We start from the raw sequence: 22368 nt of genomic DNA on the forward strand, positions 1-22368 counted from the left end.
TACTGGAATTGATAGCGATAGTCCGGAGGGAGTTGCCAGGCTTGGGCTTACATAAGCTTTACCGGTGCATATATCAGCCCCTTAGGACGAATAACATCAAGATGGGCCGGGACAAGCTTAATACCTTGATGCGCAACCATGGCCTGCTAATCGTGAAAAAAAGGCGCGGTCCCCGTACGACGAATTCAAACCATGCATTCCATAGGTACCCGGATCTGGCTAAGGATCTGGAATTAGTCCGGCCAGGACAGCTATGGGTATCGGACATTACTTATATCACCATCAGCTATGACTTTAACTACCTGAGCCTGATTACGGATGCTTATTCCAAAAAGATCATGGGCTACTGCCTTCATCCTTACCTTACCAATGAAGGCACGATAAATGCATTGAAGATGGCTTTAAACAACCACACTCCAAGCGATGAGCCATTGATGCATCATTCAGACCGCGGGGTGCAATATTGTAGTTACGATTATATAAAGATGCTCAATAAGGAAAAAGTCATCATCAGCATGACCCAGAACGGCGAGGCTTATGAAAACCCGATTGCTGAACGGGTTAACGGCATCCTCAAAACAGAATTCGATTTAAGTAAAGTATTCCAATCAAGATCAGAAGCCTTGATAAGCGTAAAAATGGCAATCGATGCGTATAACAATCTCAGGCCGCACATGAGTTGTAGTTATTTGACGCCGGCTGCCGCTCATTCAACCACCGAGCCGCTGAAAAAATACTGGAAGAATACAAGAAAGAAAAAAGCTATAGTAGCCCCTCCGCCGTAGCCGTTATTAACATCAGAAGCAATTGAGTGAAAAGAAAAAAGAAGCAAAAAAGAAAAACGTGTTGAAATATGGAAAACTGAAGGAGTTTCCCACATTCCAACACGACAACAAGCAACAATAACTATTATTGTAATGTTATTAAAAGTCCCATGTTTAACCATCCAAAAGTGTAAACCAAAACACGGACAAGACCAAGTGTAAACCAAAACACGGACAAGACCAAGTGTCAACCTTCATTAGGACGAGTCAGTTCAGACAAAAATTGGAGGGGGATGTCGGAGCATCAGTCGCTACGCTAAGTTTCTTTGGTTACTTTCTTTTTCGCAGAAAAAAGAACGGCGACGCGCTCTTGAGCGCCGAAAATAAACGACATCGAAAAACGCGACATCCACAAGCTTAAGTTTATTCTCAGCACGCTCCTAACAGGGCGCAAACCGAACGTAACGCTATAAAAGCTTTGTCATTTCGAGCGAGCCAGGGCCGACCGTGAAAAGGCGCGACGAGAATCTTGTTGACCATATAAGTCGTGACTTTGCATGGAGAGCCTTGCGTTAATAACAAGTTTTCTCCCTCGCTATCGCTTGGTTCGAAATGACAAAATGAATATTGTTTTGATACATTTTTAAACCAAACATCATCATCAGTTTTTCAGACCATTTTGCTGATGCCGGTAAAATGGTTTTAATCTATCATCATGCATTTGCTTCTCCCCCTCGAACCAAAACCCCCTTTACACGTTACTCAGCATATTTCCCTATTTTTACCATCCATGAAAAACGTTTACCTCCCCCTCCTCTTCTTCGCCGCAATCATCTTTTCCTCCTGTTCGCCAAAGGTTACTAACCCCTACGCTGTTACCGAGAAGCGTTACACCAGTGCAACGGATAGTTTGGTGGCCGTGGTGCAAAAGCAGGATACCGTTACCCTGGCCGATAGCCTGGGCAGGCCTATTGCCAGCGAGTGGGTGGCTACCGTTAACTTTAACCTGCGCAAGCCAAACTACGTCATCATTCACTATACCGCGCAGGATTCATTGGCGCAAACCATCAAAACTTTTACGCTGGTAAAGCCGCAGGTGAGCGCGCATTATGTGATCAGTAAAAACGGCAAGATCGTGCACATGCTGAACGATTACCTGCGCGCCTGGCATGCGGGCATCAGCAAATGGGGCAGCATCAGCGATATGAACAGCTGCTCCATCGGCATCGAACTGGATAATACGGGCAAAGAGCCCTTCGCCCCGGCGCAGATGCAAAGCCTGCTACTGCTGTTGGCGCAGCTCAAAAAAACGTATAACATCCCAACGGCAAATTTCATCGGTCACCAGGATATTGCCCCCGCCCGCAAACCCGATCCCGGGCTACTGTTCCCCTGGGCATTGCTGGCCCAAAAAGGCTTCGGTATGTGGGCCGATGTAGAGCAGCTACCCGCCCCCGAAGGTTTCGACTATGTTACGGCTCTGCGGCTCATCGGGTACGATACAAGCAACCTCCCCGCCGCCATCAGCGCATTTAAACGCCACTTTGTACAAACAGACGACCTGCCGGTACTCACCTGTTGCGATATGGATGTGTTGTATAATGTGTATAGGAAGTATTGAGCCGGTTGGCGGTTGGCAGTGGGCGGTTAGCAGTGGGCAGTCTGCAGTGGGCAGTGGGCAGTTTTTTAGGATTTGCATTGAGAGTCGACTCACCCCCCGCCCCCTGCTGCGCAAAGAAGGGGAGAAATTGGGGCAATTTTTTTTATTTTTCTTTCCGCTTTCTTCACCCTCTTTAACGAAGTTAGAGAGGGTCGACGCCTGCGCATGCAGGCCGTCGGGGTGAGTCAACTTGCCATGCGGCCATGTCTGCGTCGCTATTCGACTCACCCCCAAACCCCCTGCTACGCAAAGAGGGGGCTTTTTTTCTTTTTTTTCTTTTCCTCACCCTCTTTGCGGAGCAGAGGGTCGACGCACGATAGTGCCGTCGGGGTGAGTCAAATCTTCAGCAACAAAAAGGCCCCGGTTCTTCCTAAGAAAAACCGGGGGCCGGGTATATATATAAATAGAGGCTAATTAACGGATAGCCTTTGCCGCCACAAATGTGCCTGTAGCATTAAACGTTACCACGTATTTGGTATTGTTCACGGTTATAAATACATCATAACCTTGCAAAACGCCTGCTTTAGTACTTAGCGAAAACGCCTTGTTAAACACGTAACCTGCATAAGTAGTGGTGAGGTAAGTGGTAGCCGTTGCAGGTAATGCGGCTTCGGTAACCGATGCTACTTTGCCGTGGCGGGCATCAATCTGGGCACGTACAACCAGGCTGCCTGCGGGGGTAATGGATGTTGCAAACAGGCCGTTGTTTTTGCTGATGAGCACATAAGTACTATCGTGCGCCACAAAGGCATGCAGCAGGGTATCGGCAGGGTAAGTGGTGGTAAAGTAAGTGCTTACGGCAGCAGGGATGGCCGATAGGGCAATGGTATCGCGCGGTTGGCCGTTACGGTCGCCAAAGGGGCCACCCTCGTGGAAACGGCGGCCGTGTTTCAGGTCGTCGCCAATGCGTTGCTCCAACACTTTTACGAAGGTACCGTCGGTAGCAAATTTAAGGCCCACTGCGTTGCCATTGAATTGGATGGCTACAATGTAGGCGGCCAGCACGCCGGTGCTGTCTTTTACCGAGAAGGCCTTTTTAAACGTGTAGCCCGCATAGTTGGTAGTGAGGTAAGTACCAACGGCGGCAGGCAATGCGCTAAAGGCTACGGTGTCTTTTTTATCGCGCTTGCCCATGCAGCCCACCAGGTAAAGGCTATCGGTTGCGCCCGATAGGCTTACGGTTGCAATAGCGATGGAACCCGTGTTGGCAACGGCGGTAGCCAGGGCCGTTTTAGATGCCGCAGTGGTAGCTTCGGCAGTAGTAGCGGCATCTTTGGTGCAAGACGATAACATACCTGCGCTGCCCAGCAGCATTAAGCTGTAGTAGATAAGTTTCCTTTTCATGATCATGCTTTTTTTATTTAAAAAATTGGTTTCTATATATATTCAATTGCTTTTTTGGCGTATTAGGAAGCCATCAGGTAATCTACCCGCGAGGCAAACAGGCTTATATCCAATGGCTTTACAAACAGCGCTTCGCATTTATAGGCTTCGGCCAGTATCTTTTTGCTTTTGTAGCTGGTTACCACAATAATGGGCACGCCCTGTAGGTCGGCATCTTCTTTAAAGTCGCGGCAAATTTCCTGGCACTCGTTGTTCAGCAGCAGGTAATCTAAAATAACCAGGTCGGGTTTCAGGGCTTTGGCGCGGTCATAAACAGCGTTGGGGTCGTAAGTAATGTGTACCTCAAAATTGCCCAGGTGCATCAGGTCATCCACTACCGATAGTATGCGGTTATCCTTATCCAGTACCAGTATGTGTTTTTTATCGTGAAGGGCGTTCATCTTATTGCTAAATTTTGTTAAGCTAAAGGTGAGGCTTTGCAAGGAGCCATTTTGCAGAGTATCGTTTAACAGCGGGAATGTATCGGTAAAGGGAACCGGGATTAAGCGGATTTTCCGGATTAAGGCGATTATTGCTTGGATTTTTTGTCTGAACCATGATTTTTAGGATTAACGGATTTGCCTGATCTTTTGCTTCAAGAAATCCTAAAATCAGGAAAATCATGGTTCAGACATTAAATGATTCCGTTAATATTTCTGAACCATTATTTTTAGGATTAACGGATTAGCCTGATTTATTTGACGAGAAAATAATTCCCATCAGCGAAATCATTTAATCAATAAGATCAACGGTTCAGACAGCTCAGCTTCGGGCGAAAACGGGCAGATTAGTTTAGTGCAAAAAAATGGGGCGCAGTGCAGCACACACAAACGCCCCTACTGAACTATATGAAAAAAACAGAACGCTTATGAAGCCATCTTTTGAACGGAGCGGAGGGGGAGGACTTGCTAACCTAAACACCTGAATGCCTCCCCCTGCTCCGTTAATTTCGCGGGTTATTTCAACGTAAATACTTCTACGGCTATATCGCCGCCGCCTTGCCCGCCCGGCGGAGGGCCCTGCGGCGCTTTATCGCCTTTAGGTGGTGGCGGCCCTTGCGGTGGCCCGCCCGGCCCTGCTCCTGGCGACGGACCCGGCATGCCGCCGCCTGCTCCACCGGCTATATAAATCTTATGTTCGTAAACCGTTCCGCCAACGCCGTTTCGTGCCAGATTAAGGTCGGCGGTTTTTACCCACTGGCCGCCTTTGGCCGGGTCGTAATAAAAAACATCTTTTTGCGGGCCATTGGGCGTAGTGGCGGTTGCCCGCTCGCCGCCTATATAGTATATTTTCCCATCCAGGTTTACAGCTGTGCCGCCACCTGTACCCAGAGGTAGCTCGGCGGCTAGCGTGCTCCATTTGCCTTTTTTAAAATCGTAACAATCTACCGCCAACTGCACCTTATCAAAAAAGGACATGAAGTTATCCTTGTCGTGTAAGCTGGTATTGCGCCCGCCCAGGGCGTAAAGCTTATCGCCCACCACTACCGCCTGTGCATGGTCGCGTATGTGCGGGGCATCGGGCAGTTGCTTCCAGGTCTTTTTTATCGGGTCGTACTCATCAAACATGGCGTTGGTGCCGCTGGTATGTCCGTTGGTAATACCGGCCACCAGGTACAGTTTGCCTTTATATTCGGCGGTGCCTCCGCCTGCGCGGCGGCGGCTGGCAGGTATTTCGCCTCCAACTTCCCACATATTGTATTGCGTATCGTATCGGTACACATGGTCTATAGGCGTTTGGTTGGGGTAATTGCCCGTCATAAATGCGCCAAGAACATATATTTTATAGTCGTAAGCCACGGCCTGTAAATGGTGCATCGGCACGGGCGCTATGGCTTTCTTGTTCCAGGTGAGTGTAACCAGGTCAAGGTCCTCAACCGGCATGGCGGGGCCATCGCCGCCAATTAAAAAGAAGCCCTCGTCCGTCCGCACAAAACTGCATTCGCTGCGCGCGGCTATCTTGTTTTTTGTTTTAAGCAGTTCCCAGTGGCCATCGCCTTTGCCCATGGGCATAAAGGCAAGGCTGGCAAACAGGGCCATAATTGTGAGGTAAACAGCGGCTTTTTTCATGACGATACTAATAATTGCTTATACAAGGCAATGCTGAATACTTGAATTTATTGATGTAAATGTAGCGGGGAGGGAGAAGGCGGGGTAGTGGGTATCGGTAAACGAGGATTTTGTGTCGATAAGAACACGATTTTCCGCACGTAATTGTTTTTGTCGGCGCAGGAGGGCTTTGCCGTTGAGGGATTGAAAGGATTAAAGGTAATTGGAGACGCTTACCCGTGGATGGTTTCGCCTTTGCCGTAGTTTTGTATCACTTTGGCTTCGTAGGCCAGGAACTCGGCCCAGCGTTTATCTACATCTATTTCTACGGCGTGCTTTTTAGCGAGGCGGATAAACATGGCATAGTGCGTGGCTTCGCTTACCATCAGTTCGTAATAAAATTCGGAAAGGGCAGCATCATTGATATTTTCGGAGAGTACCTTGAAGCGTTCGCAACTGCGGGCCTCTATCATGGCCGATAACAGCAGCCTGTCTATCAATTGTGCTTCGCGGCCACCGCCTACGATCATGAATTTGCGCAGTTCGTTTACGTAATTGTCCTTACGTTCTTTACCAAGCGTAAAGCCGCGTTGCAGCATTATATCATGAACGCGTTTAAAGTGATCCATTTCTTCCTGGGCCAGGGCAATCATTTCCTGCACCACATCGCTGAGGTTGGGGTTTTGTACAATGATGGTGATGGCATTGGTGGCGGCCTTTTGCTCGCAGTAGGCGTGGTCGGTAAGCAATTCTTCTATATTGCTTTCTACCACGTTCTTCACCCAAAGCGGGTCGGTAGGCAGGTGTAGTTTTAGGATGGTTTTCTCGCTCACAGGAGCAAAGATAGGAAGAATGGAGGTAAGATATAAGAGGCGAGCAACAAGAAGGGTTTACAGCCCACCTGTGAACGCAGGATTATTTGTATGCAAGCGAGTATCCGCCGTTGACTTCGTTTTTCACCATTTGTCCATTTCCTTTTTTACATCCTCCCAATCCATGCCTTCGCCTCGTTCCAGTTCTGCGACCCCTTTTTCGATTTTAGCATGAATGATGATACTTTCGATGAAACCCTCTAAGATTACCGTATCCGGAAACTTACTCAAGACTTCGTGTAGCCCTTCCTTCGAAATTACTAATGCATCCATAACTTTATACTTTATACAAACCCTTGCTCTCTATAAAATTCAAAACAGCATCGGGCACAAAATATTGTACGTTCTTTTTTTCGGCGATGGATTTACGGATGAACGTTGCCGATAGTTCCATCTGCGGGGTCATGGTGATGGTAACGGAGGGGTGCGAGGCAAACTCGGCATTCTCGTGGCCGGGGCGTGGATATACGAAGATGCGGTAATCGCGCAGGATGAGTTTGTAGTTTTTCCACTTATGCAGGGTGGCCAGGTTATCTGAGCCCATAATGAGGGCAAACTCGTGTTCGGGGTGTTTTTCTTTTAAATGCGCCAGGGTATCAATGGTGTACGAAGGCTGCGGCAGCTTCAGTTCAACATCACTCACGGCAATATTGGTGGCGTTGTCGGTAGCCAGTTTGGCCATTTCCAGCCTGTCGTAGGTGTTAATGAGGTCGCCGTATTTCTTCAGCGGGTTTTGTGGCGATACCACCAGCCACACTTTATCCAGCGCGGTGTGGTTGGCCATGTAATTGGCAATGATTAAATGCCCTATGTGTATGGGATTAAACGAACCGAATAGTAGCCCTATTTTCATCAGTTTGCAGTTTGCAGTGTGCAGTTGGCAGTTAATTATCAGTTGGCAGTTTGCATTGGAGTTATCCCGCGCCGAATTTATCCGGATTATCCATCATGTATTGCAAAATCCGCCCCACTTCGCCCGATAGAGCTAATAGCTTTTCATAAACCTCTTTAGTAATATATCCGCACGCTAAGGAAAATTCCAGCCAGCCCTGAGTTTCGCTGTTTTCCATATCAGCATCGGTTAGCTTGCTCACAAAATGATTTGGATACCTGCGCTTTCGGTAAGCTTCGATAGTGCTGATGTTGACAGAACGAGAAGACCTTCTTATCTGATCCGTTAATGAATATATTTCTTCTTTGGGAAATTGCTTCGTTACAGAAAAAATCTCCATGGCCAGAGTAAAGCTTTTCTTGTACAACACTAAATCTTTATAACTACCCGTCGTAAATCAAACTGCAAACTGCCAGCTGCAAACTGTTAACCGGCTATAAAATCTGTCACCAATTTCTTCGCCTCTGCGCAAGCCGTTTCAAGATCGTAATTTTTGAGGATAATATCAAATTGCGGGGCGTAGTTTAATTCTTTTTCTGCTTTTCCAAAGCGTTCCAGCAGTTTTTCGGGGCTATCTGTGCCGCGACCGGTCAATCGCTCTTTTAAAACCTCTAGCGACGGGGGCTGCACAAATATGGCCAGCGCCTGCCCATCGTACTTACGCTTAAGGTGCAAACCGCCCTCTACGTCGATATCGAAGATAACCGTTTTGCCTTTTGCCCATATGCGCTCAATCTCTGCGCGCAAGGTACCATAAAACGTGCCGGTATAAACCTCTTCAAATTCTACGAATTGTTTTTTGGCAATACGGTGGGTGAACTCGGCCAGGCTGATGAAGTAATAGTCTTTCCCATCCTCCTCATCGCCGCGTGGTGCCCTTGTGGTGGCCGAAATGGAAAACTCCAAATTGGGTATCTGGCCCAGCAAATGATGCACAATAGTAGTTTTGCCTGCACCCGATGGGGCCGAAAATATGATGAGTTTACCGTCTTTCATTATTGTTGGAAAGTTGAAAGGTTGCAAGGTTTAAAGGTTGCTGTTGGGTTTATAACATTCCAACTTTACAACCTTAAACCTTACAACAACTTACAACACGTTTAGTAATTGTTCTTTTATCTTTTCGAGTTCCTCTTTCATGCCTACCACCAGCTTTTGCATGTTGGCGTCGTTGGCTTTGGAACCCAGGGTATTTATTTCGCGACCTATCTCCTGCGAAATAAAGCCCAGCTTTTTACCATTGGCATCAGCATTTTTCAGCGTTTCTAAAAAGTAATCGCAGTGGGCCTTCAGCCTTATTTTTTCTTCGGTGATGTCTAAACGGTCTATAAAGTAAATCAGTTCCTGCTCAAAGCGGTTCTTATCTATACTTTCGGCACCAACGGCTTCGCTTAAGAATTGGTTAAGGCGCTCGCGGATAACCGGCACGCGTTTAGGTTCTTCAATTTCTACCAGCTCCAGATTCTTAAGGATGATGCCTATACGCATCCTGATATCCTGTTCCAACACGTTACCCTCATCGCTACGGAACTGCTGAAACGCCGCCATAGCCTGGTTGAAGGTTTTCTCTACCAGTTTCCATTCGTCTTCAGATATCGATTCTTCTTCAAACTTAACCACCTCGGGCAAGCCCAGGGCCAGTTGCAACAGGTTGCCGCCCGGCTCGTTAAGTTCGTCGCTTACGGCTTTTAGCTGGCTGTAGTAGTGCTTAAGCAAGGCCTTATCTATACCGGCAGCTTTCACTTCGGCGGCATTGGCTTGCTCGGCATTGATGGATAAGTTTACTTTTCCGCGTTCTATCTGCTTGCTGCAATCGTTGCGCAGCTGGAACTCTTTCTCCGAGAAAACTTTGGGTAAGCGCAGGGACAGTTCTAAGAATTTGCTGTTCAGGGATTTAATTTCGACGGTATATTTTGTGCGGCCCGAATCGAAGCTGGCAATTCCATACCCTGTCATGGATTTTATCATGTGCAAAGATAGTTATTTTAGTTAATTAGCGGCTAGAGAACGGAGGTTAGAGATCGAAGCTGGTGATCAGGTAATTCCAGGCGATAGAAACTAACCGCTAAACTCAAGCCTCAAACCTCTCTCCCGCTTTTAACACTTTTTCACATTTGGAACCGTTTTAAAGCGATAAGTTTGTATTATAAATATTTATGCCCTTGAAGCGCCTTTTTACCTGCACCTTATTGTTTATGCTGATTTGCCGGTGTTGTGCGCAGGCGCAGGAGGCAAAGGGTACCACGTACCGCAAAATATCAAACGACAGGCTATCGGGCGTATCTGTTAAGAACTTAAAGAATAGGTTTGAAACCGTTACCGACGAGCTAGGCAACTACACCATTAAAGCCAATATTGGCGATACCCTTGAATTTACCAAATCAGATTATACCGTACAGCAGCAAAAGTGCGAGGGCTTCGGCATGGTGGTTTACATGCAGCCCGAGTTTAAGCTGAGCGAGGTGCGCGTGGTTGGCCAAACCAAAAGGCAGGAACTTAAAGAAATTATGGGGGCATATAAAAGCCAGGGTACCTTTTACAATGGCAAGCCGCCTGTACTGAGTTTTTTAACCAACCCCTTAACCGGCATTTACGAATTATTCGGCAAAACACCCGGGCGTGCCAGGCGCTTCGCAGCCTTCAGCAAACGCGAACTGGAAGCAACCGAGGTTGACCGCCGATACAACCTGCCACTGGTAATGAAGGTTACCGGCGTAAAAGATACCGTAGAAGCACAAAAATTCATGGGCTTTTGGCGGCCATCGTACGAGGACCTAAAGATTTGGGCCGATTACGATCTCATGAAACACATCAGCACCAACTACCAATACTACAAACGCAACAGCGACAAGTACCAGGCCCTGCCCCAAATAAATGCGCCAGTATCACTGGGTGGACCGGGGGAATTAAAGATAAAGAAACCTTAGTTTTAGTGAGTAGTTGATTAGTGAGTGGAGAGTGGTTAACCGACTTAACCAAGCCTCAATCCGAAATTGAACATTCGAAATCCGAAATCAATCAGATCCCCAACGCCGCGCATGCTTTTTCTGCTGCGAGCTTTTCTGCGTTCTTTTTACTGAACTCCTTGCCAGAGCCCATCACTTCACCGTCAACAACGGCTTGTACGGTAAACAGCTTGGCACTTTCACCATCGAGGTTGGTGATCACATCAAAGCTGATGTCCTTGCCGTGGCGCTGGCACCACTCAATCAGCTTGCTTTTGAAGTTGGTTTCGGTTTGCTCCAGCTTATGGATGTCGATATGAGATTTGATAATGTGATTCACCAGAAAGTTCCTGGTAAAATCATAGCCCTTATCCAGGTAAACGGCGCCAATGAGCGCTTCGAAGGCATCGCCTAGCAACGAGCCTTGCCTGCCGCCATTCAATATTTTGGTATCGAATTCTATCAGCTTATCAAAGCCGAGCTTTTTACCAAGGGCATTGAGGTTGTTGCGGCTTACTATTTTAGAGCGCAATTCGGTTAGGAAGCCCTCATCCTCGTAAGGGTAAAGCTTAAAAAGCACTTCGGCTACCACGCTGCCCAGCACGGCATCGCCCAAAAATTCCAGGCGTTCGTTACTGTTCTTTACGCCTTTGCGTATGTTTTGAGCAACCGATTTGTGCCTGAAAGCCAAACGGTATAAAGATAAATTGCCCGGCACAAAGCCGAGCAAATTCTTTAAAACCTTAACGTATTTTCTATTAGGAGAAAAGTATAGCTTGTAAAAGCGGCTTATTGGCATCCAACGCGGGGTTATTGCTGGTATTTTTTAAATATTACCGATGCATTGTGGCCACCAAACCCAAAACCATTGCTCTGTACCACGTTAATATCGCGTTTTTGCGCGGTATTGAAGGTAAAGTTGATGCGCGGATCGAAAGCCGGATCATCAGTGAAATGGTTAATAGTTGGCGGGATGATGCCATTCTTCAGCGCCAAAATAGAGGCTATTGCTTCAACAGCACCTGCCGCGCCAAGCAAGTGGCCGGTCATTGATTTTGTTGAACTGATGTTGATATCATAAACCCGGTCGCCAAAGGCATCCTGTATTGCTTTTACTTCCTGCGGGTCGCCTATAGGGGTTGAGGTACCATGTACGTTCACGTAATCCACGTCCGCAGGGGTTAAACCGGCATCTTCTAACGCGGCTTTCATTACCAATGATGCGCCTAAGCCGTCGGGATGCGGTGCAGTCATATGGTAAGCATCAGCACTCATGCCGCCGCCAACCATTTCAGCATAAATTTTGGCACCGCGTTTTAGTGCGTGCCCCAATTCTTCTAAAATAATGGTACCCGCTCCTTCGCCTGCTACAAAACCATCGCGATCCAAATCAAATGGGCGCGACGCAGTAGAAGGGTCGTCGTTACGGGTTGATAGTGCGTGCATAGCGTTGAAACCGCCAATACCAGCTTCGTTTATAATAGCTTCAGAACCGCCGGTGATAAACATATTGGCTTTACCAAGGCGCAGGTAATTGAAGGCATCAATAAGCGAGTTATTTGATGAAGCACATGCCGAAACCGTTGTAAAGTTTGGCCCGCGTAAACCATATTTGATAGAGATATGGCCAGGTGCAATGTCGGCAATCATCTTCGGAATAAAGAACGGATTGAATTTGGGAGTACCATCGCCTTTGGCAAAGTTCACCACTTCGTCTAAAAACGTTTTCAAACCACCAATGCCCGAACCCCAGATAACGCCTATGCGGCTGGTATCCAGTTTTCCGAAATCTAATCCGGCATCTTTAACCGCTTCTTCGGTAGAGAACAAAGCATATTGAACAAAGGGATCGAGCTTGCGGGCTTCTTTACGGCCCAAAAAACCTTCCGCGTCAAAATTCTTTACTTCGCAGGCAAATTTAGTCTTGAATTTCGATACATCGAAACTCTTGATAAAGGCAGCGCCGCTTACCCCATTGATTAAGCCGTTCCAATACTCTGGTACGGTGTTACCAATTGGAGTAAGCGCTCCAAGCCCGGTTACTACAACTCTTTTAAACTCCATTTAACAGTTTTAAGAGGAGCTTATTTAACGTTTTTCTCAAGGTAAGCAACAGCCTGGCCTACAGTACCGATAGTTTCGGCCTGATCGTCAGGTATTGCAACGTTAAATTCTTTTTCAAACTCCATGATTAGTTCCACGGTGTCTAAAGAGTCCGCACCAAGATCGTTGGTGAAACTTGCTTCTGGGGTAACTTCACTTTCGTCAACACCCAGTTTTTCCACGATAATAGCTTTTACTCTTGAAGCGATATCAGACATAGTCTTAATTTTTAATGATTAATAATTTTCAGTGCAAAGAAAAATAAATTATGTTAAATATCAAACCTAAAAACTTCGCATAATTATCAGAACAATATTTTATTGCAAAGGTTTGGATTAGTAATTTTAACGCCGTAAAAATAATGATTTTGAACAGGAAAAATTTAAAGTTTGAGATCGATTTTGATTTTATATTAATTGCGCTCACCACATCGCTTAAAGATTACCGCATTTGTTACCTTATTAACAAAAGTTTAAACTTTAATTTTGTGCGCAAAGACGACCTTAAACTGGATATTGGCCCCGGCGGAAGCGAGATTTTGTTCTCTATTTATCAGCATACCTGGGAAAACACCGAAACTGACTTTATTTTTATTGGTAATAAGGGTTCAGAGGGTTACCTTGTGCCCGAAATGCGCGAAGCCGATTATTTTATTTTAATTAAAAATTATATCGACGAAAACGATCTTGAAAGCCTAATTTCGGCAATTAATAAGATACCCGAAGTAGTAGCCGCCGTAAAGATTGAACCGAAAAAAATAAAATCACGCGAAAATCTATTATTTTAGCGCAAATTTTGATGTGTCTATACTACACTATAAGATAATATAGCCCGATTTAAACCCGAGAATATGAATTTTTATTATAATCGTACCAAGATTGTTGCCACCATGGGGCCTGCGTGTTCCAAAAAAGATGTTTTATTATCTATGATACGCGCCGGACTGAACGTTTGCCGACTGAACTTTTCGCACGGCAAACCCGAAGACCACAAAAAATTTATCGACCTCATTCGTGAGATAAACGCTGAATACAAAACCAATGTTGGCATCCTGGCCGATTTACAAGGCCCCAAAATACGTATAGGCCAGGTAAAAGATGGCGGCATACACCTTATAAACGGTACACGTATTAACATTACCACGCACGAATGCGTTGGCGACGACAACCAGATATACATTACCTACGAAACTTTTCCGCAGGATGTGCAGGCAAACGAAATTATCCTGTTGGATGATGGTAAACTGCAACTGAAGGTAATAGACACTAACCGCATTGATACCGTTATTTGCGAGGTGGTACACGGCGGCATCTTAACATCGCGCAAGGGCGTTAACCTGCCAAACACTAAGGTATCTATCCCAAGTTTAACTCCGGATGATATTGCCAACCTTAAATACGCCCTGGAGTGGGATGTGGATTGGGTAGGCCTGTCTTTCGTACGCACCGGCCAGGATATTATAGATCTTAAACGCATTATCAAAGAAAGCGGCAAGGCAGCCCGCGTAATTGCCAAGGTTGAAAAGCCTGAAGCTATTGAGAATATCGACGAGATAATAGCGGCTACTGATGGCGTAATGATTGCCCGCGGCGATTTGGGCGTTGAGTGCCCGCTGGAAGAAGTGCCTTTGCTGCAAAAAATGATTGCCCGTAAATGTCGCGATGCTTCTAAACCGGTTATCGTAGCTACCCAAATGCTGGAAAGCATGATAACCACCCCGCGCCCAACACGTGCCGAGGTGAACGACGTAGCCAACTCTGTATTGGATGGTGCTGATGCAGTGATGCTAAGCGGCGAAACTTCTGTTGGCGAGTTCCCGGTTATTGTTATTGAAACCATGGCTAAAATTGTGCGTAACGTAGAAGATTTAGGCTACCCTTTCAACGCATCGAAGAAAGAAAATCTGGATACTGCGCACCCCAATTTCCTGAGCGATAACCTTTGCGGCAGCGCCGTTTATTTAGCCGAGCATACCAGAGCAACTGGTATAGTATCTATGACTACCTCGGGTTACACAGCGTTCGAAATTTCAAGCTACAGGCCAAAAGCAGGCACTTACATCTTTACATCAAACAAACAGCTGCTTAACGCGCTGAGCCTTGTTTGGGGCGTACGTGCTTTTTACTACGACCAGTTAGAAAGCACCGACCAAACCATAACCGATGTTAACGACATCCTGAAAGCGCAAAGCCTGATACAGGTTGGCGATGTGGTTATCAACACCGCAGCAGTGCCTATTACCAAGCATGGTAAAACCAATATGCTTAGGGTAAGTGTGGTAGAATAAGTTTTAAGTCCGGAAGTCTTTAGTCAGAAAGTCCGAAGACGGGGGATTGAAAATAATAAATAGGGTTATCGTGATGAGCGGTAACCCTCTTTTTTGATTTAAAAAGCTTCGTCATTGCGAGGAACGAAGCAATCTCTACGCAGGACAAGCCTCTTTGCAAGTCCGCCCTGCAAATCAGGAGATTGCTTCGTTCCTTGCAATGACGTGGTGCTTATAAACAAGAAAAGCGGCTGTCGCCGCTTTTCTTGTTTATATAGTTTTCCTAATCTCTAATCTCTACTTCGTCTTTTCCGCATAAGTTTTCGGATCCAGCGCTGCGGGCGACCAGCTTTGGAAAAACTCCAACACTTTCGTATTGCTGTAGCCTTTACCTTCTTCCAGGTAGCCTGAATTTTGGGTGTGCAGGCGGTTGCCTTTTTCATCCAGAATAATAAACACCGGAAAACCAAAACGTTGCGGGTAGCCCAGTTCGGCCAGCAGTTTTTCGTTCATGTTTTCTTTGCTGTAATTTACGTGCACTATCACGTAATTGGCATTCTGGTAATTGTTAAGCGAATCGGTAGTGGTAACCAGTTTGTTAAAGCGCAGGCACCAGCTGCACCAATTGCCGCCAATTTGCAGCAACACATTCTTATGCTCTTTTGCGGCCTGTTTTACTGCGGCGGCAATATCGGCCTTGGCATTGGCAGCCGGGTTGTACAGGTTGGGTGTTGTTTGCGCCTTAGCGATATTAACAAAGGCGATGATGGCGGCAATGAGGAGTATTTTTTTCATAAAGGGCTGTGTTGTTATGGCTAATGTATGCATTTGCATGCAAATAACGGAAGCGCCGGTGTAAACTTTCCGTGACAGGGCAGGCCTTACACGTCAATGAGGTATTAAAGCAGTCCACCACCACCTCGTCATTGCGAGGAACGAAGCAATCTCCCTACAAGCAGAGCGACTTGCAAGGTGGATTGTCTTGCGTAGAGATTGCTTCGTTCCTCGCAATGACGAGGTCGTTTAAACAATAAAAGCGGCTGATGCCGCTTTTATTGTTTTCTATTTTGTTTTTTTTACCTCACACCCTCAGTCTTCCACCATTTCGCTGTTGGGGCTGCTTACCTCGGGCTCCTCGTGTTTAAAGTAACGTTTTTGGTTCAGCAGTATCATGATAACGCCTATGGATATAGCCGAATCGGCCAGGTTGAATATCGGCCGGAAGAAAACAAACTCCTCCCCTTTCCAAATGGGGAACCACATGGGGAAATTCCCCGATACCAACGGGAAGTAAAACATATCTACCACTTTACCGTGGAACAACGGTGCGTAACCATAAATAACGCCGTAAAAAACCGAATCGATGATATTGCCTAAAGCACCGGCCAGTATCAGGGCCACCATCATAATCAACCCACGATGGTATTTATGCTTAATAAGGTGCACCAGGCCATAACCTATACCACCTACCGCCACAATGCGGAAAAGTGTAAGGGTAAGTTTACCCAGCTCGCCGCCCAGCTCCATACCAAAGGCCATACCGTTGTTTTCAATGTAGCGGAGCATACCCCTGTTGCCCATGAAGTGGATCACATCGCCGGGCAGCATGTGTTGCCTCACCCAAATTTTAATAATCTGATCCAGCAATACGATAAATGCAGCGGTTAAGAAGGGTTTTGTATAAGCTGCCTTCATTTACTGCTTCAATTTTGCTTCCATAGTAAGCGTGGTATGCGGCACAGCACGCAAACGCTCTTTAGGGATAAGCTTGCCGGTTTCGCGGCAAATACCGTACGTTTTATTTTCTATGCGCACCAAAGCGGCCTCTAACTGCTCTATGAATTTCTTCTGACGGGCAGCCAACTGGTTTATCTGCTCTTTTTCTAAAGTTGCAGAGCCATCTTCCAATGTTTTGTATGTGCCGGCGGTATCATCTGTACCGTTTGCGTTTGGCGAACTCAATGATGTTGCCAACGCCGCAAGCTCTTCTTTAGAGCTGCGCAGTTTCTCTAACAGCAGGTCTTTAAATTCTTTTAATTCTGCGTCAGAATATCTTGTTTTTACTGGTTCTTGACTCATGTTAACTTTTACTAATAGCTATTAAAATTTCATTTCCATCAATCTCTACTTTATCGCCCTCAGTTAGCTCATTATCAAGCACAAGGCTATCAGCTAAAATTTCGGCGCAAATATAGGATAAATTATTTTTCACTGCTTCCCCGATGTAAGGGTGGTCGCTCACGCGGACGATTATCTTATCGGTAACTTCAAATTCTTTCGACTTTCGCAGATTCTGTACACGATTTACCAACTCTCTGGATATCCCCTCCTGTTTTAATTCTTCGGTTAGCGTAACATCTAAAGCCACTGTTAGTTTGCCTAAATTTGCAACCTGCCAGCCCGGAACATCCTCGGCGATGATTTCTACGTCGGTGGTAGTGATTGCGTATTTACCATCAAGCAGCAGTATTGAGCCTTCGCTTTCCAGTTTGGCAATCTCTGTTTGGCCGAATGCGTTGATGGCAGCGGCAACATCTTTCATATCCTTACCTACCTTAGCGCCCAGGGCTTTAAAGTTTGGCTTGATCTTCTTTTTAACAAAGCCTTCGGTATCGGTAATGTATTCTATCGCCTTTACGTTGGTTTCTGATAAGATAAGGTCCTTCACCTTCTCCACCTGCTCCTTAAAGTTTTTATCCAAAATAGGCAGCAGTATTTTGCCCAGCGGGCGGCGCACCGGTATCTCTATTTTTTTACGGAGCGATAACACCAATGACGATATATCCTGCGCCAAGCCCATGCGCTCTTCCAAAGCCTTATCTACCAGGTCGGCATTATACTCGGGGAAGTAAGCCAAATGCACCGATTCAAATTCCTCTTTACCGGTAACCGAGTTAAGGTCGGTATACAAACGCTCGGCAAAGAACGGCGCAATAGGCGCCATCAGCTTGCTGATGGTAATTAAACAAGTATAAAGCGTTTGGTAGGCCGATAGCTTATCCTCCGTACTATCCGAGCGCCAGAAACGGCGACGGCTCAGCCTGATAAACCAGTTGCTGAAGTGCACATCCACAAATTCCTGTATGGCACGCGCAGCTTTGGTTGGCTCAAAATCGGCGTAGTAGGCATCCACCTCTTTACTGAGGGTGTTTAGTAACGAAATTACCCAGCGGTCAATCTCCGGGCGGTCGTTAATGGCTATCTCGGCTTCCTCGTATTTAAACTTATCTATGTTGGCGTAGAGTACAAAAAACGTATAAGTATTGTACAACGTACCGAAGAACTTACGGCGCACCTCGTCCAGCCCTTCCAGGTTAAACTTTAGGTTATCCCATGGTGCGGCATTACTGATCATGTACCAGCGGGCCGCATCGGCGCCGTATTGATTAATGGTTTCGAACGGGTCGATACCATTGCCCAGGCGCTTGCTCATTTTGTTGCCGTTTTTATCCAGCACCAGGCCGTTACTGATAACATTTTTAAAGGCGATGCCTTGATTGCCAACTTCGGCATTAACGGCTTTTATCTCGTCGCTGGCTTCGCTCAGCATTACGGCAATGGCATGCAGGGTAAAGAACCACCCACGGGTTTGATCAACACCTTCGGCAATAAAATCTGCAGGATAGGCGGCTTTAAAATCAGCTGTATTCTCGAACGGGAAATGCCATTGCGCATAGGGCATGGCGCCGCTATCAAACCAAACGTCGATCAAATCCGGCTCGCGCAGCATTTTATTGCCTGCGGCGGAGGTTAATATCACATCATCCACATAAGGGCGGTGCATATCTTCCAGCTTAAAACCTTCAGGCATGAAGCCTGCGGCAATAGATTTTTCAATCTCGGCATTCAGTTCAGCTATCGAACCGATGCATTTTTCCTCGCCACCATTTTCCTCGCGCCATATCGGCAGCGGGGTACCCCAGTAGCGGGAGCGGGACAGGTTCCAGTCTACCAAATTCTCCAGCCAGTTGCCAAAACGGCCTGTGCCGGTGCTTTCAGGTTTCCAGTTGATGGTTTTGTTCAGCTCCACCATTTTATCCTTAACGGCGGTGGTTTTAATGAACCAGCTATCCAGCGGGTAATACAATATCGGCTCATCGCTGCGCCACGAGTGCGGGTAGCTGTGCTCGTATTTTTGTACGTTGAAAGCTTTATTTTCTTCTTTCAGCTTGATGGAGATGAGTACGTCAGTCGGTTTAAAACCTTCCACGGCACGCTCTGCATCGCTATAATATTCTTCTTTTACGTAACGGCCGGCATAGTCGGTAACCTCGTCAACAAAGCGGCCCTGCTTATCAACAAGCGGTACATCTTTGCCGTTCTCGTCCTTCACCATTACCGATGGCACGTTGTTTTCCTTACATGCCCTAAAGTCATCCGCACCAAAAACCGATGCGGTGTGCACAATGCCGGTACCATCCTCGGTCGTAACAAAATCTGCCGGGATCACGCGAAAGGCATTTTTCTCCAGGTCTTCATTCGTAACATACGGCATCAGCTGCTCGTAATGGATACCAACCAGTTGGCTGCCTTTTATTTCAGCATCTATACGGTAAGGGATTACCTTATCGCCGCCCTTGTATTCGTCGAACGATGCGCCTTCGCCTTCAGCCTTAAAATATTTTTTAACCAGATCTTTAGCCAATACCACTGCAACCGGGGCATAGGTGTATGGGTTAAAGGTGGCTATTTTTACATAGGTGATGTTTTCGCCAACGGCCAGGGCACAGTTAGAGGGCAATGTCCAAGGGGTGGTCGTCCAGGCGAGGATGAATACGTCGGTGTCCACACCTTCAAATAAAAACTCCGAATCGCTATCGCGTTTTACTTTGAATTGCGCGGTGATGGTAGTATCCTTCACCATTTTGTAGGTACCCGGCTGGTTCAACTCGTGCGAGCTCAAACCCGTGCCCGATTTTGGTGAGTAGGGTTGTACTGTATAACCTTTGTACAGCCAACCTTTGTTATACAGCTGCTGCAGTATCCACCAAAGGCTTTCGATGTATTCGTTTTCGTAGGTAACGTAAGGGTTTTCCAGATCTACCCAGTAGCCCATTTTCTCGGTCAGGTCGTTCCATACGTCGGTATAGCGCATTACCTCCTTGCGGCAGGCATCGTTATACTCTTTTACGGAGATCTTTTTACCAATATCGTCTTTAGTAATGCCAAGTGATTTTTCTACAGCAAGTTCTATGGGCAGGCCATGGGTATCCCATCCGCCTTTGCGTTTAACCTGGTAGCCCTTCAGCGTTTTGTAACGGCAAAAAATATCTTTGATAGAGCGCCCCATTACGTGGTGGATGCCGGGCATCCCGTTTGCGCTTGGCGGGCCTTCGTAAAAAGTGTACGGCTTACTTGCCGGCCTGCTGCTTATGCTCTTTTCAAATATGCCGTTCTGCTGCCAGAACTCCAGTATATCCTTACCTGTTTGCGACAGATCTAACTGCTTATATTCCTTGTACATCAATGTGTTTCGCGTCGAATTTTAAAGGTTGCAAAAATACGCAATTTTATCTTAAAAAAGGAGAAAAGGAGGGAAATGGCGGAGCAAAATTATAGCGTGGTGGCGATTTTTAACCGCAGAGGATGCGGAGGACACGCAGAGAGGCACGGAGATATAAGAAGGCTTTAATTAGCCATATGCAGGGCTCTGTGTACCTCTGTGGCTGCTCTGCGTTCTCTGCGGTTAAATAGTCGAGGCTGTTTCTTATATTTGGTTTTCAACAAGCCCGCTATGAAAATAAACACCCTCAAATTATTTGCCCTAACCGGCTTGGCCGCCGCAATCGCCGGCTGCAGTTCCGATGAGAAAAAGCAAACCGCCGCGACTACTGCTGATACTGCGCTCGCTGCCGATATCAAACACCATATCGCCATTTTGGCCAATGATTCGCTGCTGGGGCGCAAGCCTTTTACCCCGGGCGAGGATAAAACCATTGCCTATATATCGGCCCAATTCAAAAGACTGGGACTGGAACCGGGTAACAACGGCAGTTACTACCAGGATGTACCCATGGTAGAGATTGGCCCCGCCGCCGAGCCTACCATGCAAATTACCGGCAAAACACAGCTGGACGGCAAGATGGCCGTAGACTTTGTGGCCGCTACCCGCCAGGAACTGCCCGCTGTAGACCTAAAAAACTCGCCGCTGGTATTCGCCGGCTTTGGCGTGGTTGCGCCGGAATATAACTGGAACGATTATAAAGGGCTGGATGTAAAAGGCAAAACCGTTGTGGTATTGGTAAACGATCCGGGCTTTAAAGCACCCGAACGATTATTCAAAGGCGACACCATGACCTACTATGGCCGCTGGACTTACAAGTACGAAGAAGCCGCCCGCCAGGGTGCGGCAGGGGTACTCATCGTACATCAAACCGAACCGGCAAGCTATGGCTGGCAGGTAATACAAAACAGCTTCACGGGCTCTAAGCTATACCTTACCCAGGCAGATAAGCACATGAATCGCTGCAAGGTAGAGGGATGGCTGAGTGAAGATGCCGCCAAAAAGCTACTGGCAGGCGCTGGCATTAACGAAGATATGCGCACCTACGCCCGTAAAAAAGATTTTAAAGCCGTGCCGTTGAATAGTTCGGTATCGATATCGCTAAAAAATAAACTAAAGTATTCCACCTCGCACAACGTGATTGCCACCCTAAAAGGCAGCATTGCACCGGGCGAGTATATCCTATACACAGCCCATTGGGATCACTTTGGCAAAGGCAAGCCCGATGCGAAAGGCGATAGCATTTACAATGGCGCCATAGATAATGCCAGCGGCGTTGCGGCGATATTGGCCGTAGCCAAAAAGTTTACGCAGGCAAAAGATAAACCGAAACGCTCTATTGTTTTCCTGGCGGTTACTGCCGAAGAGCAGGGCTTGCTGGGCTCTGAATACTATGGCACACACCCCGTTTATCCGCTAAACAAAACCGTTGCGGATTTAAATATCGATGCGCTATCTGCATTTGGCGAAACAAGCGATTTCTCTATCACCGGCAAAGGACAGAACGATTTGGACGATTATGTCATCGCACTCACCAAACCAAATGGCTGGGGTGTGAAGGGCGACGAAAAACCCGGCTCGGGCAGCTACTATCGGTCGGATCACTTTAATTTTGCCAAGGTTGGCGTGCCGGCTTTGGATTTGCACAACGGCGCAACCTCTATCGACAAAGGCGAGGCCTACGGACTGGCGCAAGCCAAGGATTATAATGACAACCATTACCACCAACCATCAGATGAATATAGCGACAGCATGAACACCCTTGGCATGGCGCAGACTGCCGGTTTGATGTATCAGATTGGCCTTAAACTGGGCAACGAAACCACCTTCCCCGGCTGGAAAACAGGCTCGGAATTTAAGGCCATACGGGATAAATCGATGGCGCATTAAATCTGCAAAAGTCATAAAATGCAAAAGCCGCTCCATTTGATATGA

General features: G+C 46.9%; 23 protein-coding genes. 6 read left to right on the forward strand and 17 right to left on the reverse strand.

The window, feature by feature from the left end; genetic code table 11:
• Both E2R66_RS19415 and E2R66_RS19420 read left to right on the forward strand, forming a co-directional pair.
• On the forward strand, positions 1-785 hold a 785-nt coding region (locus E2R66_RS19415), incomplete at its 5' end, for an IS3 family transposase (protein WP_158288454.1).
• A gap of 769 nt (positions 786-1554) precedes the next feature.
• Positions 1555-2385, forward strand: a complete 831-nt coding sequence (locus tag E2R66_RS19420) for an N-acetylmuramoyl-L-alanine amidase (protein ID WP_133233863.1) — start codon at positions 1555-1557, stop codon at positions 2383-2385.
• A gap of 453 nt (positions 2386-2838) precedes the next feature.
• Here E2R66_RS19420 and E2R66_RS19425 read toward each other — a convergent pair whose 3' ends face one another.
• From E2R66_RS19425 to E2R66_RS19470, 10 genes are all read right to left on the reverse strand, one after another.
• The gene (locus E2R66_RS19425) at positions 2839-3768 is read right to left on the reverse strand and encodes a PepSY-like domain-containing protein (RefSeq protein ID WP_133233861.1); all 930 of its coding nucleotides are present in this window, start codon (positions 3766-3768) and stop codon (positions 2839-2841) included.
• A 62-nt stretch (positions 3769-3830) separates the two neighbouring features.
• A complete protein-coding gene (locus tag E2R66_RS19430; protein WP_133233859.1) occupies positions 3831-4208 on the reverse strand; it encodes a response regulator in 378 nt (125 codons plus the stop codon).
• A 22-nt stretch (positions 4209-4230) separates the two neighbouring features.
• A complete protein-coding gene (locus tag E2R66_RS19435; protein ID WP_133233857.1) occupies positions 4231-4431 on the reverse strand; it encodes a hypothetical protein in 201 nt (66 codons plus the stop codon).
• A gap of 332 nt (positions 4432-4763) precedes the next feature.
• The gene (locus E2R66_RS19440; protein WP_133233855.1) at positions 4764-5876 is read right to left on the reverse strand and encodes a Kelch repeat-containing protein; all 1113 of its coding nucleotides are present in this window, start codon (positions 5874-5876) and stop codon (positions 4764-4766) included.
• Between the two features lie 212 nt (positions 5877-6088).
• Entirely contained in the window at positions 6089-6688 is a 600-nt protein-coding gene (gene miaE / locus E2R66_RS19445; RefSeq protein WP_133233853.1) for a tRNA-(ms[2]io[6]A)-hydroxylase, read from the reverse strand.
• A gap of 123 nt (positions 6689-6811) precedes the next feature.
• Entirely contained in the window at positions 6812-7000 is a 189-nt protein-coding gene (locus tag E2R66_RS19450) for a hypothetical protein (protein ID WP_133233851.1), read from the reverse strand.
• A gap of 4 nt (positions 7001-7004) precedes the next feature.
• The gene (nadD, locus tag E2R66_RS19455; RefSeq protein WP_133233850.1) at positions 7005-7580 is read right to left on the reverse strand and encodes a nicotinate (nicotinamide) nucleotide adenylyltransferase; all 576 of its coding nucleotides are present in this window, start codon (positions 7578-7580) and stop codon (positions 7005-7007) included.
• Positions 7581-7641: 61 nt separating this feature from the next.
• Positions 7642-7989 (reverse strand): four helix bundle protein, encoded by a 348-nt coding sequence (locus E2R66_RS19460; RefSeq protein ID WP_262710312.1) that lies wholly within the window; start codon positions 7987-7989, stop codon positions 7642-7644.
• 56 nt (positions 7990-8045) lie between these two features.
• Positions 8046-8615 (reverse strand): guanylate kinase, encoded by a 570-nt coding sequence (gene gmk, locus E2R66_RS19465; protein ID WP_133233846.1) that lies wholly within the window; start codon positions 8613-8615, stop codon positions 8046-8048.
• A 90-nt stretch (positions 8616-8705) separates the two neighbouring features.
• Entirely contained in the window at positions 8706-9584 is an 879-nt protein-coding gene (locus E2R66_RS19470; RefSeq protein WP_240049353.1) for a YicC/YloC family endoribonuclease, read from the reverse strand.
• Positions 9585-9772: 188 nt separating this feature from the next.
• Between E2R66_RS19470 and E2R66_RS19475 the strand changes: the two genes are divergently transcribed.
• Positions 9773-10543, forward strand: coding sequence for a hypothetical protein (locus E2R66_RS19475; RefSeq protein ID WP_134737950.1), 771 nt, complete (start codon positions 9773-9775; stop codon positions 10541-10543).
• 91 nt (positions 10544-10634) lie between these two features.
• Here the strand turns inward: E2R66_RS19475 and rnc are convergent, their stop codons facing one another.
• From rnc to E2R66_RS19490, 3 genes are read right to left on the reverse strand one after another with little or no spacing between them, the layout of a single operon-like run.
• Positions 10635-11360 carry a ribonuclease III gene (gene rnc / locus E2R66_RS19480; RefSeq protein WP_133233842.1) on the reverse strand — a complete coding sequence of 242 codons (726 nt, stop codon included), beginning with the start codon at positions 11358-11360 and terminating at the stop codon, positions 10635-10637.
• An 11-nt stretch (positions 11361-11371) separates the two neighbouring features.
• A complete protein-coding gene (fabF, locus tag E2R66_RS19485; RefSeq protein ID WP_133233840.1) occupies positions 11372-12625 on the reverse strand; it encodes a beta-ketoacyl-ACP synthase II in 1254 nt (417 codons plus the stop codon).
• Between the two features lie 20 nt (positions 12626-12645).
• Positions 12646-12882, reverse strand: coding sequence for an acyl carrier protein (locus tag E2R66_RS19490; protein ID WP_031266521.1), 237 nt, complete (start codon positions 12880-12882; stop codon positions 12646-12648).
• Between the two features lie 143 nt (positions 12883-13025).
• On the opposite strand from E2R66_RS19490, the gene E2R66_RS19495 reads away from it, so the two are divergent.
• Entirely contained in the window at positions 13026-13451 is a 426-nt protein-coding gene (locus E2R66_RS19495) for an IPExxxVDY family protein (protein WP_240049354.1), read from the forward strand.
• A 63-nt stretch (positions 13452-13514) separates the two neighbouring features.
• Positions 13515-14951: a pyruvate kinase gene (gene pyk / locus E2R66_RS19500; protein ID WP_133233836.1), complete on the forward strand. Its 1437-nt coding sequence runs from the start codon at positions 13515-13517 to the stop codon at positions 14949-14951.
• A gap of 276 nt (positions 14952-15227) precedes the next feature.
• On the opposite strand, the gene E2R66_RS19505 is transcribed toward pyk, so the two are convergent.
• The 4 genes from E2R66_RS19505 to ileS form a co-directional block, all read right to left on the reverse strand.
• Complete coding sequence (locus tag E2R66_RS19505; protein ID WP_133233834.1) at positions 15228-15725, reverse strand: thioredoxin family protein; 498 nt, start codon at positions 15723-15725, stop codon at positions 15228-15230.
• A gap of 294 nt (positions 15726-16019) precedes the next feature.
• The gene (locus tag E2R66_RS19510; RefSeq protein ID WP_133233832.1) at positions 16020-16625 is read right to left on the reverse strand and encodes a lipoprotein signal peptidase; all 606 of its coding nucleotides are present in this window, start codon (positions 16623-16625) and stop codon (positions 16020-16022) included.
• On the reverse strand, positions 16626-17009 hold the full coding sequence (locus tag E2R66_RS19515) for a TraR/DksA family transcriptional regulator (RefSeq protein ID WP_133233830.1): 384 nt from the start codon (positions 17007-17009) through the stop codon (positions 16626-16628). It abuts the gene before it with no gap.
• 1 nt (position 17010) lies between these two features.
• Complete coding sequence (gene ileS / locus E2R66_RS19520) at positions 17011-20394, reverse strand: isoleucine--tRNA ligase (protein ID WP_133233828.1); 3384 nt, start codon at positions 20392-20394, stop codon at positions 17011-17013.
• Positions 20395-20664: 270 nt separating this feature from the next.
• Between ileS and E2R66_RS19525 the strand changes: the two genes are divergently transcribed.
• Positions 20665-22323, forward strand: a complete 1659-nt coding sequence (locus tag E2R66_RS19525) for a M28 family metallopeptidase (protein WP_133233826.1) — start codon at positions 20665-20667, stop codon at positions 22321-22323.
• Positions 22324-22368 lie beyond the last annotated feature (45 nt).

This window comes from Mucilaginibacter psychrotolerans (genome assembly GCF_004519315.1).
In the GTDB taxonomy this organism is placed as follows: domain Bacteria; phylum Bacteroidota; class Bacteroidia; order Sphingobacteriales; family Sphingobacteriaceae; genus Mucilaginibacter; species Mucilaginibacter psychrotolerans.

Coding starts and splice junctions, on each gene's coding strand:
- pyk (WP_133233836.1), top strand. CDS start 13,515: ATGAATTTTTATTATAATCGTACCAAGATTGTTGCCACCATGGGGCCT.
- gmk (WP_133233846.1), bottom strand. CDS start 8,615: ATGAAAGACGGTAAACTCATCATATTTTCGGCCCCATCGGGTGCAGGC.
- E2R66_RS19450 (WP_133233851.1), bottom strand. CDS start 7,000: ATGGATGCATTAGTAATTTCGAAGGAAGGGCTACACGAAGTCTTGAGT.
- E2R66_RS19515 (WP_133233830.1), bottom strand. CDS start 17,009: ATGAGTCAAGAACCAGTAAAAACAAGATATTCTGACGCAGAATTAAAA.
- E2R66_RS19470 (WP_240049353.1), bottom strand. CDS start 9,584: ATGATAAAATCCATGACAGGGTATGGAATTGCCAGCTTCGATTCGGGC.
- E2R66_RS19525 (WP_133233826.1), top strand. CDS start 20,665: ATGAAAATAAACACCCTCAAATTATTTGCCCTAACCGGCTTGGCCGCC.
- E2R66_RS19440 (WP_133233855.1), bottom strand. CDS start 5,876: ATGAAAAAAGCCGCTGTTTACCTCACAATTATGGCCCTGTTTGCCAGC.
- E2R66_RS19425 (WP_133233861.1), bottom strand. CDS start 3,768: ATGAAAAGGAAACTTATCTACTACAGCTTAATGCTGCTGGGCAGCGCA.
- E2R66_RS19510 (WP_133233832.1), bottom strand. CDS start 16,625: ATGAAGGCAGCTTATACAAAACCCTTCTTAACCGCTGCATTTATCGTA.
- E2R66_RS19495 (WP_240049354.1), top strand. CDS start 13,026: ATGATTTTGAACAGGAAAAATTTAAAGTTTGAGATCGATTTTGATTTT.
- E2R66_RS19420 (WP_133233863.1), top strand. CDS start 1,555: ATGAAAAACGTTTACCTCCCCCTCCTCTTCTTCGCCGCAATCATCTTT.
- nadD (WP_133233850.1), bottom strand. CDS start 7,580: ATGAAAATAGGGCTACTATTCGGTTCGTTTAATCCCATACACATAGGG.
- rnc (WP_133233842.1), bottom strand. CDS start 11,360: ATGCCAATAAGCCGCTTTTACAAGCTATACTTTTCTCCTAATAGAAAA.
- E2R66_RS19475 (WP_134737950.1), top strand. CDS start 9,773: ATGCCCTTGAAGCGCCTTTTTACCTGCACCTTATTGTTTATGCTGATT.
- ileS (WP_133233828.1), bottom strand. CDS start 20,394: ATGTACAAGGAATATAAGCAGTTAGATCTGTCGCAAACAGGTAAGGAT.
- E2R66_RS19505 (WP_133233834.1), bottom strand. CDS start 15,725: ATGAAAAAAATACTCCTCATTGCCGCCATCATCGCCTTTGTTAATATC.
- E2R66_RS19430 (WP_133233859.1), bottom strand. CDS start 4,208: ATGAACGCCCTTCACGATAAAAAACACATACTGGTACTGGATAAGGAT.
- fabF (WP_133233840.1), bottom strand. CDS start 12,625: ATGGAGTTTAAAAGAGTTGTAGTAACCGGGCTTGGAGCGCTTACTCCA.
- E2R66_RS19435 (WP_133233857.1), bottom strand. CDS start 4,431: ATGATTTTCCTGATTTTAGGATTTCTTGAAGCAAAAGATCAGGCAAAT.
- E2R66_RS19490 (WP_031266521.1), bottom strand. CDS start 12,882: ATGTCTGATATCGCTTCAAGAGTAAAAGCTATTATCGTGGAAAAACTG.